This is a genomic window from Pedobacter sp. UBA5917, from assembly GCF_002432345.1.
Taxonomy (GTDB): Bacteria; Bacteroidota; Bacteroidia; order Sphingobacteriales; family Sphingobacteriaceae; genus Pedobacter.
Genome location: NZ_DJDT01000338.1, coordinates 1 through 16011 on the forward strand (window position 1 = coordinate 1; position 16011 = coordinate 16011).

10 protein-coding genes are annotated in these 16011 nt (G+C 40.7%); all 10 read left to right on the top strand.

Going from position 1 to position 16011, the window contains the following annotated elements; translation table 11 throughout:
* The coding region (locus tag B2V92_RS23300; protein WP_293312627.1) for a DUF6298 domain-containing protein at nt 1–791 on the top strand (791 nt) is incomplete at its 5' end.
* A 1-nt stretch (nt 792) separates the two neighbouring features.
* Nucleotides 793–2193, top strand: a complete 1401-nt coding sequence (locus B2V92_RS23305; protein ID WP_293312629.1) for a glycoside hydrolase family 140 protein — start codon at nt 793–795, stop codon at nt 2191–2193.
* Nucleotides 2194–2432: 239 nt separating this feature from the next.
* On the top strand, nt 2433–3320 hold the full coding sequence (locus B2V92_RS23310; RefSeq protein WP_293312631.1) for a glycoside hydrolase family 43 protein: 888 nt from the start codon (nt 2433–2435) through the stop codon (nt 3318–3320).
* A 244-nt stretch (nt 3321–3564) separates the two neighbouring features.
* Nucleotides 3565–5397 (top strand): six-hairpin glycosidase, encoded by a 1833-nt coding sequence (locus B2V92_RS23315; RefSeq protein ID WP_293312633.1) that lies wholly within the window; start codon nt 3565–3567, stop codon nt 5395–5397.
* Nucleotides 5398–5694: 297 nt separating this feature from the next.
* Nucleotides 5695–7029: a sialate O-acetylesterase gene (locus B2V92_RS23320; protein WP_293312634.1), complete on the top strand. Its 1335-nt coding sequence runs from the start codon at nt 5695–5697 to the stop codon at nt 7027–7029.
* A complete protein-coding gene (locus B2V92_RS23325) occupies nt 7029–9806 on the top strand; it encodes a glycoside hydrolase family 2 protein (RefSeq protein ID WP_293312636.1) in 2778 nt (925 codons plus the stop codon). The genes B2V92_RS23320 and B2V92_RS23325 overlap by 1 nt, the downstream gene beginning before the upstream one ends.
* A 164-nt stretch (nt 9807–9970) precedes the next feature.
* Nucleotides 9971–12649, top strand: coding sequence for an alpha-L-rhamnosidase (locus tag B2V92_RS23330; protein ID WP_293312638.1), 2679 nt, complete (start codon nt 9971–9973; stop codon nt 12647–12649).
* A gap of 169 nt (nt 12650–12818) precedes the next feature.
* Entirely contained in the window at nt 12819–13484 is a 666-nt protein-coding gene (locus tag B2V92_RS23335) for a DUF3826 domain-containing protein (protein ID WP_293312640.1), read from the top strand.
* Between the two features lie 204 nt (nt 13485–13688).
* Complete coding sequence (locus tag B2V92_RS23340; RefSeq protein ID WP_293312642.1) at nt 13689–14825, top strand: sialidase family protein; 1137 nt, start codon at nt 13689–13691, stop codon at nt 14823–14825.
* A 100-nt stretch (nt 14826–14925) separates the two neighbouring features.
* A partial coding sequence (locus B2V92_RS23345) for an acetylxylan esterase (RefSeq protein ID WP_293312644.1) occupies nt 14926–16011 on the top strand: 1086 nt, incomplete at its 3' end.

Genomic DNA, 16011 nt, shown 5'->3' on the forward strand with positions numbered 1-16011 from the left:
AGCACCGCAGGGCCATCCACAAAGCTTATATCAGAAAATGTCTGGAAAATTTTGATGGAAACTCAGGTGTAATTCAGCTAATCGGCGCTGAATTTACCGGTCCACTACATTTTGTACAATTCTGGATCGACACCATCAACGAATGGGAAAAAGAAACCGGCAAACACCCCATAATCGGTTTAAGTGTAACCAAAGATGTTCAGGATGCAATTTTGGCCGATCCAAAACGTGCAGGAGTTATTGATCTGATCGATATCCGATATTGGCATTATCAGGCCGATGGAACAGCTTATGCACCACAGGGAGGATTGAGCTTAGCGCCACGCCAACATGCACGTTTGCTAAAACCGAAAAAAACTTCCTTCGAAGAAATTTATCACGCCGTATCTGAATACAAAAACAGGTTTCCTGAAAAAGCAGTGATTTATTCAGGAGATAGCTTCGACAGTTTTGGATGGGCTATTTTAATGGCAGGTGGTTCACTTTCAAATGTTGAAGGCGTTGATGCTTCGGTTTTAAGCCTTGCCGCGGCAATGAAACCTTTTTTACCTGCCGGAAAATCAGCCAAACAATACGGATTGGAAAATGCAGGTAAGGCTTACATTTTATACAACGCTTCCTCAGATGCCATCAACATTGATTTAAGTAAATCGCCTGGAAAATTCAATGTAAAAGTGCTAAGCACCAAAACAGGGAAATCGCTAAAAGAAGAAAAAATAACCGGTGGTGCTGTAGTAAAATTAAACAAAGTAGCATCTGGCGACGAAATCATTATCATCAATAAAATTTAACATGAACCTTAAAACCAAAATATTTTTACTCATTACGGCTTCCTGCCTTGCTTTAAGTTGTAAGGAAAAGCCTCATTTTGGCGATAAAAGTCTGCTGGTTTCCAAAAACGGGCGATATTTAACAACCGGTGATGGAAAACCTTTCTTTTGGCTGGGCGATACAGCCTGGTTGCTTTTCAGCAGATTAACGCGGGAAGAATCAAACACTTATCTCGAAGACCGTAAACAAAAGGGCTTTAATGTAATCCAGGTGATGTTATTGCACGACGTTCCATCACGCAATATTTATTTAGATTCGTCGGTTGTTCATGCCGATGTTTCAAAACCGATGCTTACGCCCGGCAATAACCCTAAAGACTCTCTGGCTTATGATTATTGGGACCATGTAGATTATATCATTGATCAGGCAGCCGAAAAAGGGCTTTATATGGCCTTGGTTCCGGTTTGGGGTACCAATGTGAAGCAAAAAAAGGTAAATAAAAATCAGGCTAAAATCTATTCAGAATTTTTAGCTAAGCGCTTTAAAGATAAATGGAACATCATCTGGCTAAACGGTGGCGATATTAAAGGCAGTGATGGTGCAGATGTTTGGAACACCATTGGCGAAACCTTAAGGGCAAACGATCCTAACCACCTCATTACTTTCCACCCCAGGGGGAGAACGGCCTCATCGCAGTGGTTCCAGAATGCCAAATGGTGCGATTTTAATATGATACAATCGGGCCATCGCCGCTACGATCAGGATACCTCTAAAAGTGAAAAACTGCATTATGGCGAAGATAACTGGAAATACATTGAAGCCGATTATAAATTAAAACCGACCAAGCCAACCATTGATGGCGAACCATCATATGAGGACATTCCACAGGGATTGCACGATACCACACAGCCACGCTGGACGGACAGCGATGTTAGGCGTTACGGTTACTGGTCGGTTTTTGCAGGTGCCTTTGGTTACACCTATGGCCATAATTCGGTGATGCAGTTTTATAAAAAAACGGACCTGAAGCCTGCTTACGGTCCGAGAGACCAATGGATCACGGCGATTAATGCGCCCGGGGCAAAGCAGATGCAATATTTAAAAGATCTCCTGTTAGCACATCCTTATTTCGACCGCATACCCGATCAAACTTTGGTAGCCAGTAAAAATGGCGAAAAGTATGATCGCATAATCGCAACAAGAGGCGAAGATTTTGCCATGCTTTATACTTATACCGGACGCAATTTCAGCGTACAGATGGGAAAAATTGATGGCGACGAAGTAAAAGCGTCCTGGTTTGATCCAAGAACAGGCAAAACCATAAAAATAGGAGAATTTGAAAATAAAGGAATTAAGGAATTTAACCCGCCCGGCGAAGCTGCAAATGGCAACGATTGGGTGTTGGTATTGGAGGAGATATAAACGGAGCGATTAGCTTTATTCTAGTCGTCATCCTGAATTTATTTCAGGATCCTATAATACCGTCATTTCGACTGAAGCGAAGCGGAACGGAGAAATCTATTGCGACCCTGTCACCCTGAGCGTAGTCGAAGGGTATTCAGATCCAGTTTTCGACTCCGCTCAGACTGACAACTAAAATTAAAAAACAACAAAAAACAGTGTTTAAACCCATTAACATATCATCCCTTCGTTTAGCCATAATGGCACTGCTTTTCTGCGGATTAACTTCCTGCTCAAAACAGGCCTATTTGTTCACTTCTTTCCACGAACCCGCAACCGAAGGTTTAAGATTGTTATACAGTTACGATGCCTACCACTGGAAAGACCTGAACAAAACATTTTTAAAGCCAGAGGTTGGCACACAGAAAGTTTTACGCGATCCATCCATTACACAAGGGCCAGATGGTACTTTTCACCTTGTGTTTACCTGCAGCTGGAAAGGAGATAAAGGTTTCGGTTATGCCAGTTCAAAAGATCTGATCCATTGGAGCACTCAAAAGTTTCTTCCGGTAATGGAAAAAGAACCTAAAACCGTAAATGTTTGGGCACCCGAAATCTTTTACGATGATGAAAAACAAGAGTTCGTGATTATTTGGGCATCAACCATACCATACCGTTTTGCCAAGGGAATTGAAGAAGAAGAAAACAACCACCGCATGTACAGCATCACCACAAAAGATTTTGTGACTTTCTCTGAACCAAAACTCTTTTTAGATCCCGGATTCAGTGTAATTGATGCCGTGATTGTAAAGCGTGCTGTTAAGGATTATGTGCTGGTTTTAAAGGATAACACACGGCCCAATAGGAATTTAAAGGTGGCTTTCGCAAATGATGCTTTAGGTCCGTATGAAAATGTTTCAGAAAGTTTTAGTCCAAAATTAACAGAGGGGCCAACCATAGTAAAAGTCAAAAACGATTGGCTGATCTATTTCGATGCTTATGGCCAAAAGATTTATTCGGCCTATAAAACAGCTGATTTTAAAACCTTTAATGATGTAACATCCGAAGTTTCGATCCCCGAAGGACATAAACATGGAACAATTATAAAAGTGAAAAGGAAATTGATTGAGAACTTATTAAAGGATTAACCACAAAGACACCAAGGCACAAAACTAAAATATTGAATAACGAAAAAACTTTGTGTCTTAGTGCCTTCGTGGTCGAGAATATGCGCAATGAAAACTTATAAAAGTGAAAAGGAAATTGATTGAGAACTTATTAAAGGATTAACCACAAAGACACCAAGGCACAAAGAAAATGGATTTGTTATTGCGAGCTGAAAATAATGAGTTAATAAAAAATTTAGTGCCTTTGTGGTCGGGAATATACAAAATGAAAACACTTAAAATACTTTGTTTAACCCTATCATTTGCATTTGCGCTATCAAACGCGCAGGCGCAGGATACCGTGCGTTACACCGGAAAAACCCTGGTTAATGCCGATTATCACCACGGACAGCTTTCGCCGGTAATGGGCGTGCACAACATCCAGACTTTCAGGGCAAACCGCGAACACCCTGAACTGGCCGAAAACTTTGGTTGGACATACAACCACGCGCCAATGCTGGCTTATTGGAACAATAGATTTTACATCGAATATTTGAGTGATAAAGTAGGTGAGAGCATTCCGCCAGGGCAAACTTTGCTACAATCATCAACAGATGGTTTCACCTGGACCAAGCCTGAAGTGGTTTTTCCCATTTACCGGATCCCCGATGGAACCACGAAAGAGGGAAGAACCGATGTAGCAAAAGACTTAGATGCGGTGATGCACCAGCGCATGGGTTTTTATGTATCTACTAAAAATGTGTTTCTGGTATTAGGTTTTTATGCCATTAGTTTTGATGCTAAAGACGACCCGAATGATGGTCATGGTATTGGCAGGGCAGTTAGGGAAATCCAACCCGATGGCAAATACGGTCCCATCTATTTTATCCATTATAATCCGGGATATTCAGAGAAAAACACCAGATATCCGCTATATACCAAAAGTAAAAGTAAAACTTTCATTGAAGCCTGTAACGAATTGTTGGCAAATAAATTAATGACGCAACAATGGAACGAAGAAGCTGACAGAAAAGATCCATTAATTACCTTACAAAAGCAATATAAAGCATTCAGCTATTATCATTTACCAGATGGGCGTGTAGTTGGTTTATGGAAAAATGCTTTAACCGCAATTAGCACCGACAATGGTAAAAGTTGGCCCGAAAGTGCTTTCCGGGCGCCAGGTTTTGTAAACAGCAATGCCAAAATATGGGGACAAAAAACCTCAGATGGAAACTACGCAACCGTTTATAACCCTTCCGAATATAGGTGGCCATTATCCATTTCGACCAGTAAAAACGGTCTAAATTATACAAATTTATTATTGGTTAATGGCGAAATCAGCCCGATGCGTTATGGTGGTAACTATAAATCCTATGGTCCGCAATATGTACGCGGCATTGAAGAAGGCAACGGAAAACCTTCCGACGGTAAATTATGGGTAACCTATAGTATGAACAAAGAAGATATCTGGGTTTCTTCCATTCCTGTGCCTGTTAACGATAAAGCAGCACAACATGTAACCGATGATTTTGCAAAGCTGCCAAAAGGTAAGGAGCTGGAAATGTGGAATATTTACAGTCCGCTTTGGGCACCTGTAAAAGTAGAAAACGGTGTATTGGTTTTAAAAGACAAAGATCCTTTCGATTATGCTAAAGCAGAAAGGTTATTCCCTGCATCACCGAAAATCATCACCACATTTTCGGTTACGCCAAAACAGAATGATAATGGCTTATTGGAGATCGAATTACAGGATGCAAAGGGAACAGCTACAGTACGTTTAACCTTCGATACTGCCGGAACAATAAGCGCAAAAGCAGGGGCCCGTTATAAAAACTTCATGAAATACGAAGCAGGTAAAAACTACGACATTAAACTCAAATTAGATGCTTTTACACGTTTTTATACCATAACAGTCAATGGAAAAGATGTACTAACCAGTTTGGCTTTCCAGCCAGTGGCTGATGTTTCGCGCATTGTTTTCCGTACCGGTGATGTGCGCCGTTTCCCTGATGTAGATACTCCTGCAGATCAGACCTATGATCTGAAAAATGCAGGCGAATCAGAGAAAAAAGAAGCAGTTTATTCGATTAAATATTTAAAAACGGAGGGATTTTAGATGCAGTTATCAATTTTCAGAAGTTCCGTCATTGCGAGTCTTCGATTTTTCATCGTAGCGAAGCAATCTTTGCAACACGTCATTTCTACCGGAACTTGTCCCGAAAATTCAGGCGTGGATAAATCGAATAAGCAATTCAAACAGATTTCTCGACTCCGTTGCACTCTGCTCGCAATGACGGAAAAGAGATCGTCATTGCGAGGAGGCACGACGAAGCAATCTTTCCTGCTATTATTCCTTCTTTTTACCCTAAACGCCAACGCTAAAATCCTGTTGCCTCAAATCCTCTCTAGCAATATGGTTCTGCAACGCGATAAACCCATCAACATCTGGGGTTATGCAGCACCTGGAGAGAAGATACAGGTTGTTTTTGCCAGTCAGACAAGGACAACAGTAACCGATAAAAACGGAAACTGGTTAGTGGTTTTAGCACCATTAAAAACTTCTGCTAAACCACAATCGATGATTATTTCCGGTTCGGATAGGATTGTGTTAAACAATATATTAGTTGGCGAAGTTTGGCTTTGTTCCGGTCAGTCGAATATGGAATATCAAATGCGTAAGCTTGCTAAAATTCCCAAACCTAAAAATGAAAAATTAGGCTTCCCGTTTGATGCGGTAGAAAAAGCTAAAAATTCACAAATCAGGATTTTTCTGGTAAACCGCAAGCAATTGAGCAAACCAGATTCAACACATAAAAGTTGGGCAGTAGCACAAGATTCGGCATTACGTGCCTTTTCGGCTGTTGGTTATTTCTTCGCTAAAGAAGTTCAGGAGAAATTGGGTATACCTGTTGGCATGATTTCTTCTGCCGTTTCGGGTAGCGCCATCGAGCCCTGGGTAGCGCCAGAAGCTTTTGCACAGGAAACTTATTTTACAGACCAAAAAGTGAGCAACGACCCCGGAAAGTTTTATACGCCAATGATTGAGCCACTTGCAAAATTTAAAATCCGCGGCTTCCTTTGGTATCAGGGCGAAACGAACTGTTTTTTGAATGAAAACATCAGTTACTCCTATAAATTAAAAACATTGGTAAAGCTCTGGCGTAAAGCATGGGGCGAGCAAATGCCTTTTTATTATGTTCAAATCGCACCATACGATTACAGCAAGCAGAAAAGCGATAAAGTTGTATTAACAGCAGATACTGAGCCTAACTTTTGGGAGGCTCAACAGCAGATTTTACGCTTGCCAAATACCGGCATGATTTCCACTTCAGATCTGAACGATAACGGTGTTGATTTGCACCCAACCTATAAATGGGAAGTAGGAAGAAGATTAGCATTATTGGCTTTAGGTAAAACTTACAATCAAAAAATAGATTTTTCAGGCCCGGTTTACAAAACCGTTTCTTTTGTTGGTAACGTGGCTACTTTGGATTTTGATTATCTTAAAACTGACCATACATCGCCCATTACAGGCTTTACAATTGCAGGGCAAGATGGGAAATTTGTAAATGCCGACGCTGTGATCAAAAATGGAAAGGTGATGGTTTCTGCTAAAGAAATTACAGCACCTACTGCAGTGCGTTATAACTGGACGGAAAATCCAACAGGCAATTTTTATAATTTCGGTTTCCCGGCATTGCCATTCAGAACAGATAACCCATTAACTAAACAATTCAAAACCAATTAATGAAACGCAGATTTATACTTTTCTGGTGTTTAGTAACGATTTTTTGCAGTGTAAAAGCGCAGAAGACTGAAAAACTATATTTATCCGGAACTGGTAACGACAATACCGTTAACTGGGATTTTTTCTGTACAGCTGGTGCAAATTCGGGCAAATGGACAAATATTCCAGTGCCTTCAAACTGGGAACTCCAAGGTTTTGGAAAATACAATTATGGTTTCAACAAAGAAGACAACAAGGGTAAGGAGCAAGGGCTTTATAAATACAGCTTCAAAGTGCCTGCTGCCTGGAAAAATAAGGATATCAATATTGTTTTTGAAGGCTCAATGACCGATACGGAAGTGAAGATCAATGGAAAATCGGCCGGAGACATACACCAGGGATCTTTTTATGTTTTCAGGTATAACATTACGAAGTTGATAAAACTGGGAGCCGATAATTTATTGGAGGTTACCGTTTCAAAACATTCAGCCAATCCATCGGTTAACGAAGCAGAGCGTAAAGCCGATTTCTGGATTTTCGGAGGCATTTTCCGACCGGTTTATCTGGAAGCTTTACCGCAAACACATATCGAAAGGATACAGCTAGATGCAAAAGCTGATGGCGGTTTCAATGCGCAGGTGGCTTTTACGGGCGATGCCGATAAAGTTGAGGTAGAACTTTCAGACAAAAGTGGAAAACGTTTTGGTGAGCGGTTTTCAGCTTCTATCAAAAAGGGAGTGCTTCAAACAACTATCAATCATCAGTTCACCAAGCCGGCTTTATGGTCTACAGAGTTTCCAAATATTTACACTGCTACATTTACTTTAATCAAAAGAGGAAAAGAAATCCATCAGATTTCAAAAAAAACAGGTTTCAGAACGGTTGAAGTAAAAGAACGCGATGGTGTTTATATCAATGGTGTAAAAATGAAATTCAAAGGCGTAAACCGTCATTCTTTTTATCCTTCATCCGGTCGCACAACCAGTAAAAAAATCAGCATCGCAGATGTGTTGTTGATGAAAGAAATGAATATGAATGCGGTGCGGATGTCGCATTATCCTCCAGATGGACATTTTTTAGATGTTTGTGATTCGTTGGGCCTCTTTGTAATGGACGAGCTAGCCGGTTGGCATGGTACATATGATACCCCAACAGGGACGAAATTGATGAAAGAAATGATGCGGAATGATGAAAACCATCCCTCAATCATCTTTTGGGCCAATGGAAACGAAGGCGGACATAACCGCGAACTTGATCATCTTTTTGCAGAGGAAGATATACAAAAGCGTCCATTAATCCATCCCTGGGAGGTTTTTAATGGTTTCGAAACCACGCATTACCGTGAGTTTAATTACGGAATCGGCAATTACGACCATGGACATAACATTTTAATGCCAACCGAGTTTCTGCATGGCATGTGGGATGGCGGTCATGGTGCCGGTATCGAAGATTACTGGAATGCCATGTGGAACAATCCACTTTCTGCAGGTGGTTTTCTCTGGGATTTTGCTGATCAGGGTGTAGTGCGTACTGACAAAAATGGCGAACTGGATACCGACGGTAATCATGGTCCTGATGGAATTGTTGGCCCTTACCACGAAAAAGAAGGTAGTTTTTATACCATTAAAGAGGTTTGGAGCCCGGTTTTTGTCGAAAAAAGAGAAATAACAGCAGGCTTTGATGGTTCGTTCCAGCTCGAAAACCGTTATGCTTTTACCAACCTCAATCAATGTACTTTCAGCTGGAAACTCAAAAAGCTGAAAGCTGGTGAAGATGCCGAATTTAAAGCAGGAAAAGCCGTTGCGCCAAACATTAAACCTTTCGAAAAAGGAAAGCTAAAAATCAACCTTCCTGCCGATTGGAGAACTTTTGATGCACTTTACCTTACCGCAAACGGACCTGATGGTAAAGAATTATTTACATGGAGTTTCCCGATTGCTTTACCAAAGGATGATGCCGAAAAAATCGTTGTTAAAACGGGTCCATCAAAAGTAGTATTAAAAGAAGATGCCAAAACTTATCAGGTTTCGGCCAATGGTATCGATTTAACTTTTGATAAAACAACTGGCCTATTGCAACAGGCCAAAAATGAAAAAGGCATTATTCCGTTTTCTAATGGTCCGGTTTTACAGGAAGGGGAGAATAATTTTAAGGATTTCACCACAAAAATGGAAAATGGAAACCTGGTGATTTCGTCCAGATTTGATAAAAAAGAGAGTTTTAACACATTAAAATGGACCATTTATCCATCAGGCTGGTTAAAAATGGAGGTAAACTATTTCCCATCCGCATACTTTACCACCTTTGTAGGATTAAACTTCTCTTACCCTGAAAGCGAAATCAAAGTAGTAGAATATAAAGGAAACGGGCCTTACCGTGTGTGGAAAAACAGGATGAAGGGCACAACTTTCGGGATCTGGAAAAAAGAGTACAATAACTCGGCAACCGGCGAAGCACCCTGGCAATATCCTGAATTTAAAGGCTATTATTCAAATCTATATTGGTGCGAATTTATAGGCAAACAGCAATCCTTTAAAGTTGTAACCGACCGTGAAGATGTTTTCCTGAGGTTATTTACGCCAAAAAAATCAAAAGATACAGAATACGATAACATGAGCCCAACATTCCCGAATGGTGATATTTCCTTTATGAACGGCATTTCGGCAATCGGTACCAAAACACAAAAACCAGAAACAACCGGACCAATGGGTATGAAACATGTATTTTATGATTTTGACAAAGAACCAAGCAGGGCATTAAGCATGACCTTGTACTTTAACTTTTCTGTTAAGAATTAACCAAAAAAATGATGTAAAATGGAAAATGTATAACGGAGGAAGGAAAAGAAAAAAAATAAATCTGTGTAATCCAAAAATCAGTGTAATCAACCGCGAAGCGTAACGAAGTGAAAATTAAACTCTACATATCGATCACCCTAATAATACTATCATACTCAAAAGTGATGGCCCAGGTTTCCCTGCAGCATACCACCTGCGAGATGCTCGAAAACCCCTTGGGAATTGATGTTCAAAAGCCGCGTTTTGCCTGGCATATTATTTCAAATGAGCGGAATGTAGTACAAACTGCTTATCAAATCATAGTGGCTTCCTCTTTAGCACAATTAAATGCAAATGAGGGCGATTTATGGAATTCGGGAAAAGTAAATTCACCTGAATCAATCCATGTGAATTATAGTGGAAAAGTACTTAAAAGTAGATTAAAAGCTTATTGGAAGGTTAAAATCTGGACGAATGCCGGAGAAAGCAGTTGGTCGGCAAATAACTATTTTTCTATGGGCTTGCTTTATTACAAGGATTGGCCAAAAGGCTGGATCGGCTTCGACAGGGCTTTTGCATGGGATAATATTAAAACCGATTCCCGTTTATCAGCAAGGTATTTCAGGAAAGAATTTCAGAGTACAAAACAGGTTAGGTCGGCAACCGCATCTATTATAGGCTTGGGTTTATACGAGCTTTTTATCAACGGTAAAAAAGTTGGCGAAGATGTTTTGTCGCCATCACCAACCGACTACACCAAAAATGTAAAATACAATACTTACGATGTGACCAATTATATCCAGAACGGTAAAAATGCTGTTGCTACTATTTTGGGGAATGGCCGCTTTTTCGCCATGCGCCAAAATGAAAAACCATACAAAATCAAAACCTTTGGTTTCCCGAAAATGCTGCTGAATATCAACATTGTATACACCGATGGAACGACGGCCAACATTGATACCGACGACAGTTGGAAAGGTACAGCCGATGGACCGATCAGGGCGAATAACGAATATGATGGCGAAGAATACGATGCCACAAAAGAAGCTCCAAATTGGAATAAGGTAGGTTTTGATGATAGTAAATGGTCTAAAGCCGAATTTGTACAGGAACCTGCCGGAGTTATCGAGGCGCAGATGAATGAAAATATGCGGGTGATGAACACACTCAAAGCCGTTTCCATTTCAAAACTTTCCGGCGGGAGATATTTACTTGATATGGGCCAGAATATGGTGGGCTGGTTGCAGATTAAAGTAAAAGGAGCGAAAGGGAAACAGATTAAATTACGCTTTGCAGAATCGTTACAGGATAATGGAGAGCTTTTTACCGCAAACCTCCGCAATGCCAAATGCACCGATTTATACACTTTAAAAGGTGGCGGGCAGGAAACTTGGGAGCCCACTTTTACTTACCGTGGATTTAGGTATGTAGAGCTTTCTGGTTATACCTATGAGCCATCTGTAAACGATTTCCTTGGCAAAATGATTTACGATAGCATCAAAACTGTGGGTACATTCGAAACTTCTGATGCTTTAACCAATCAATTATTTAAAAATGCCTGGTGGGGAATTGCGGGCAGCTACAAAGGCATTCCGATTGATTGTCCACAACGTAACGAGCGTATGCCTTGGTTAGGCGATAGGGGCGCAGTAGCCTACGGAGAAAACTTCCTTTTTGATAATGGCCGCTTTTACGCAAAATGGCTGCAGGATATCCGCAATTCGCAAAAAGAAGATGGTGCCATACCTGATGTTGCGCCGGCCTTTTGGAGGTATTACAGCGATAACATGACCTGGCCGGGAGCGATGCTACTGGTTACCGAAATGCTTTACAAACAAACCGGAGATGTTGCTGTTGTGCGTGATAATTATCCGGCAATGAAAAAGTGGCTTTCTTATATGCAGGATCGCTATATGAAAGATTATATCCTCACCAAAGATAGCTATGGCGATTGGTGCATGCCTCCACTAACCATAGAATTAGGGCGAGGTAAAAGTGCCGATAAAAAGTATCCTTCAGAATTAATTTCAACGGCATATTACTATCATTTTACCCAATTGATGATCCAGTTTGGCAAAGCAATCAGTAACGAAGAAGATGTAAAGGACTACGAGCTTTTGGGGAATAACATCAAAAACGCTTTCAACCAAAAATACTATGATGAAAAAGGTTATTATGCCTCAAATGCATTAACCGATAACATTATTCCGCTTTACTTCGGCATGGTACCACAGAACAAAGTAGAATCTATTTTTAAAAATATCGTGTATACCGTGGAGGTAACTAATAAAGGACATTTAAGCAATGGTTTAGTTGGTATCCAATGGTTAATGCGCTGTTTGAACGATTACGGCCGACCAGACCTGGCCTACACCATTGCTACACAGAAAACCTATCCAAGCTGGGGTTATATGATCGACAATGGTGCAACAACCATTTGGGAGTTATGGAATGGCAATACAGCCGATCCTAAAATGAATTCGCAAAACCATGTGATGATGCTCGGCGATTTATTGATCTGGTATTACGAAAATCTTGCTGGAATTAAATCAGAAAGTGCTGCTTTTAAAAATATAATCATGAAACCCGAAATGATCAATGGGTTGAATTCGGTAAATGCAAGCTATAATTCTGTTTACGGAATGATTAAAAGCAGTTATACCAAAATTGCAGAACAGTTTAACTGGAACATCACCATCCCGTCAAATACTACGGCAATGGTATATATCCCTGCGAATAATAGAAATGAAGTTTCTGAAAAGATAAAATCAGTTAAAGAATTAAAATTTATAAAAATGGAAAATAATAGAGCCGTTTACGAGCTTGGCTCGGGCAATTATGCTTTTGTGGTGATACGGAAATAGTTGAATTGTCATTCAAAACAAAATAATGGTTCGTGGCGACACGAACCACGGCGACAGGAGGAATAAAAAACACCCCGTCCTGCGGACACCCCTCTGAAAGAGGGGAATTATATAACGCTAAGGCCTCGGTTCGTATCGCCACGAACCGAAACAAAAATTAAATACAATTATGAGAAAGTTATTAAAATCATTGCTAACAATAACCCTACTGATCAGTTCATTAACTGCCTTTAGTCAAACCGAAGATGTAGTAGTGCCTGGTGATTTGCTTACCAAAGCAAAAGAGTGGGTTTCAGCATTAAATTTAACAGATCCTGCCAAGAAAACTACGGTAGAAAATGTAATCGCAGTCCATTTAACGCGGGTTAAAGATTGGCATAACGATCACCCTTCATCAACTGTTCCCAATGGGATAAACCCTGTTACAGGAAATAAACTAAGCGACCTGGATAAACAGATTATCGCCGATTCTGCCATACCAGAAAATGTTCATAGGAATTTAATGGATGGTTTGAATAAAAATTTAACTCCAGCTCAGGTAGAAGCCATATTAGATAAATACACCATCGGCAAAGTTGAATTTACCATGAAAGGTTACAAAGCCATTGTTCCGGATCTAACTGCAGATGAAGAAGCTAAAATCCTATCATTCTTAAAGCAGGCACGTGAACAGGCCGTAGATTATAAAAGCATGAAACAGATTTCTGCCATTTTTGAAATCTATAAAACAAAATCAGAACAGCTCCTTAATAACAACGGACGCAGCTGGAGAGCACTTTATAGCGCTTATACTAAAAAAATAAAAGAAGAGAAAGCAGCGAAACAGAAACAGTAGGCAGTTTTCAGTTTGAAGTTTTCAGTTTTGGGTGTATAAAATCAGTGTAATCCTAAAATCTGTGCGATCAACCGCGAAGCGAGAAAAAGAAATAAGTTAAAAGATTGAAATGTTGCAAAGTTGGAATGTTGAAACCTTCAGGACGCAAAAATCAGTGTAATCCGAAAATCAGCGTAATCAGCCGCGAAGCGAAAAAATAGAAATATGAAATCAAAAATAACACACATCACATTAGGCTTCCTGCTCACAATATCAATTACGGCCAGTGCTCAAGTAGAAAAGTGGCAATCAGGCATTGTAAAGCAAGAATTCTTATACGATAAAGCATCATTTCCATCCTGCCACTCTGCAACACTTGCCGAAACACCAACAGGCTTGGTAGCTTCGTTCTTTGGCGGTACAAAAGAGCGTAATCCCGATGTGGAAATTTACATCAGCCGTTTTGTTGATGGCAAATGGTTGGCGCCGGTTTCAGTTGCTAATGGAATTCAACCTGATGGTAAGCGCTTACCTACATGGAATCCTGTTCTGTATCAGGTTCCTGGTGGAGATTTATTGTTATTCTATAAAATCGGACCCAAACCTTCCGAATGGTGGGGCATGATGAAAACTTCCAAAGATGGCGGTAAAACCTGGTCTGATGTTATAAAATTACCCAATGGTTATATCGGCCCGGTGAAAAATAAACCTGTTTTACTGAGCAATGGAAATCTTTTTGCACCATCAAGCAAAGAAGGTGATGGCTGGAAAATCCATTTCGAAGTAACTAAGGATAATGGCAAAACCTGGAGAACTGTTGGCCCACTACCAGAAAATGGAATCAAAGCCATTCAACCCAGCATTTTACAACATGGAAACGGTAAACTACAGATTTTAGCCAGAACTGCCAACCGGGCAATTGTCGAATCCTGGTCAACCGATAACGGCGAAACCTGGTCTGCATTAACCAAAACAACCTTGCCTAACAACAATTCCGGAACGGATGCTGTAACCATGAAAGATGGCCGCCATGTTTTGGTGTACAACCACGTTTTGCCTCCAGGCGATTTAGCCAAAGGCCCCCGTACGCCATTAAACGTTTCTATTTCAAAAGATGGCAAAGAATGGTATGCTGCATTGATTTTGGAAGATTCACCGATCAGTCAGTATTCATATCCTGCTGTAATCCAGACTGCCGATGGTATGCTTCATTTCATTTATACCTGGCGCAGGGAAAAAATCAAACATGTAGTGGTAGATCCTTCAAAATTAAAACTGAAGAAAATTGTAAACGGTGTTTGGCCGAAACTGAAAGGTTATACCGCACCTGTAATTACAGAAACCAAAAACGAAGAAGGTTAAAATGATAAATACAACCCAATACATGATCTTAAATTTGTGCCAATCGTCATTGCGAGGAGGCACGACAGCCTGCCCCGTATTTTCGGGGAAGCAATCTATTTTGCAAGGAAAGATTGCTTCGGCTGATGAAGAATCAGCACTCGCAATGACGGGCAGAGCGCTTAAACATCTAGTTATATTGTTTATTGTTTGTATATCCTCAGCAAATAATACTTCCGCGCAAACCCAAAATACCGATAACGGCTACAAAAAACCGCTGGTTGATGTGCTTAAAGAAATCCAGACGCGCTTTAAAGTGCAGATCAAATATTCCGAACCACAGGTAAAGGATAAATGGGTTAATTATGCCGAATGGCGTTTCCGTAGCAATGTTGATGAAACATTAGCGAATGTATTAACGCCTTTGGACATGAAAGTGAACAAAGAAAAACCTGGGGTTTACAAACTGAAAGAATACGAATATTACCGCTGGGAAGTTCAGGATGGCTGGGCTTATCTTGATACCTTAGCTACAAAATATCACGACAAAGTGAGTTGGGAAAAGCGTAAAGCTGAAATCAAACCAGAACTCTATGAGGCACTAATGTTATCGCCATTACCTGCCAAACCAAATTCGAAACCGATTATCACAGCAAAAAGAATCTTCGATGGTTATTCGGTAGAAAATATTGCACTGGAGATTTTGCCAGGAGTTTGGATCAATGGATCACTGTACAGGCCCTTAAATACAAAAGGAAAAATCCCCGTGGTGCTGAGTCCCGACGGACATTGGGAAAAACAACGTTACAGGCCCGATTGCCAGATCCGCTGTGCAACCATTGCCCGAATGGGGGCGATGGCTTTCAGTTACGATTTATTTGCCTGGGGCGAATCGATGCTACAGTTTAAATACGAAGACCATCGCCACAGTTTGGCGCAAACCGTACAAACATTAGGTGGAATAAGGATTTTGGATTATTTCTCGTCGCTGAAAGAAACAGATACGACCAGGATCGGCATTAGTGGCGGTTCGGGTGCAGGCAGCCATTCTATTTTGATGACTGCTATGGACGATCGGATTAAATTAAGCGCTCCGGTAGTTGCTATGTCATCCTACTTTTATGGTGGCTGTCCATGCGAAAGCGGAATGCCCATTCACCAATGTGGCGGTGGAACAGATAATGTAGAACTGGCCGCAATGGCCGCA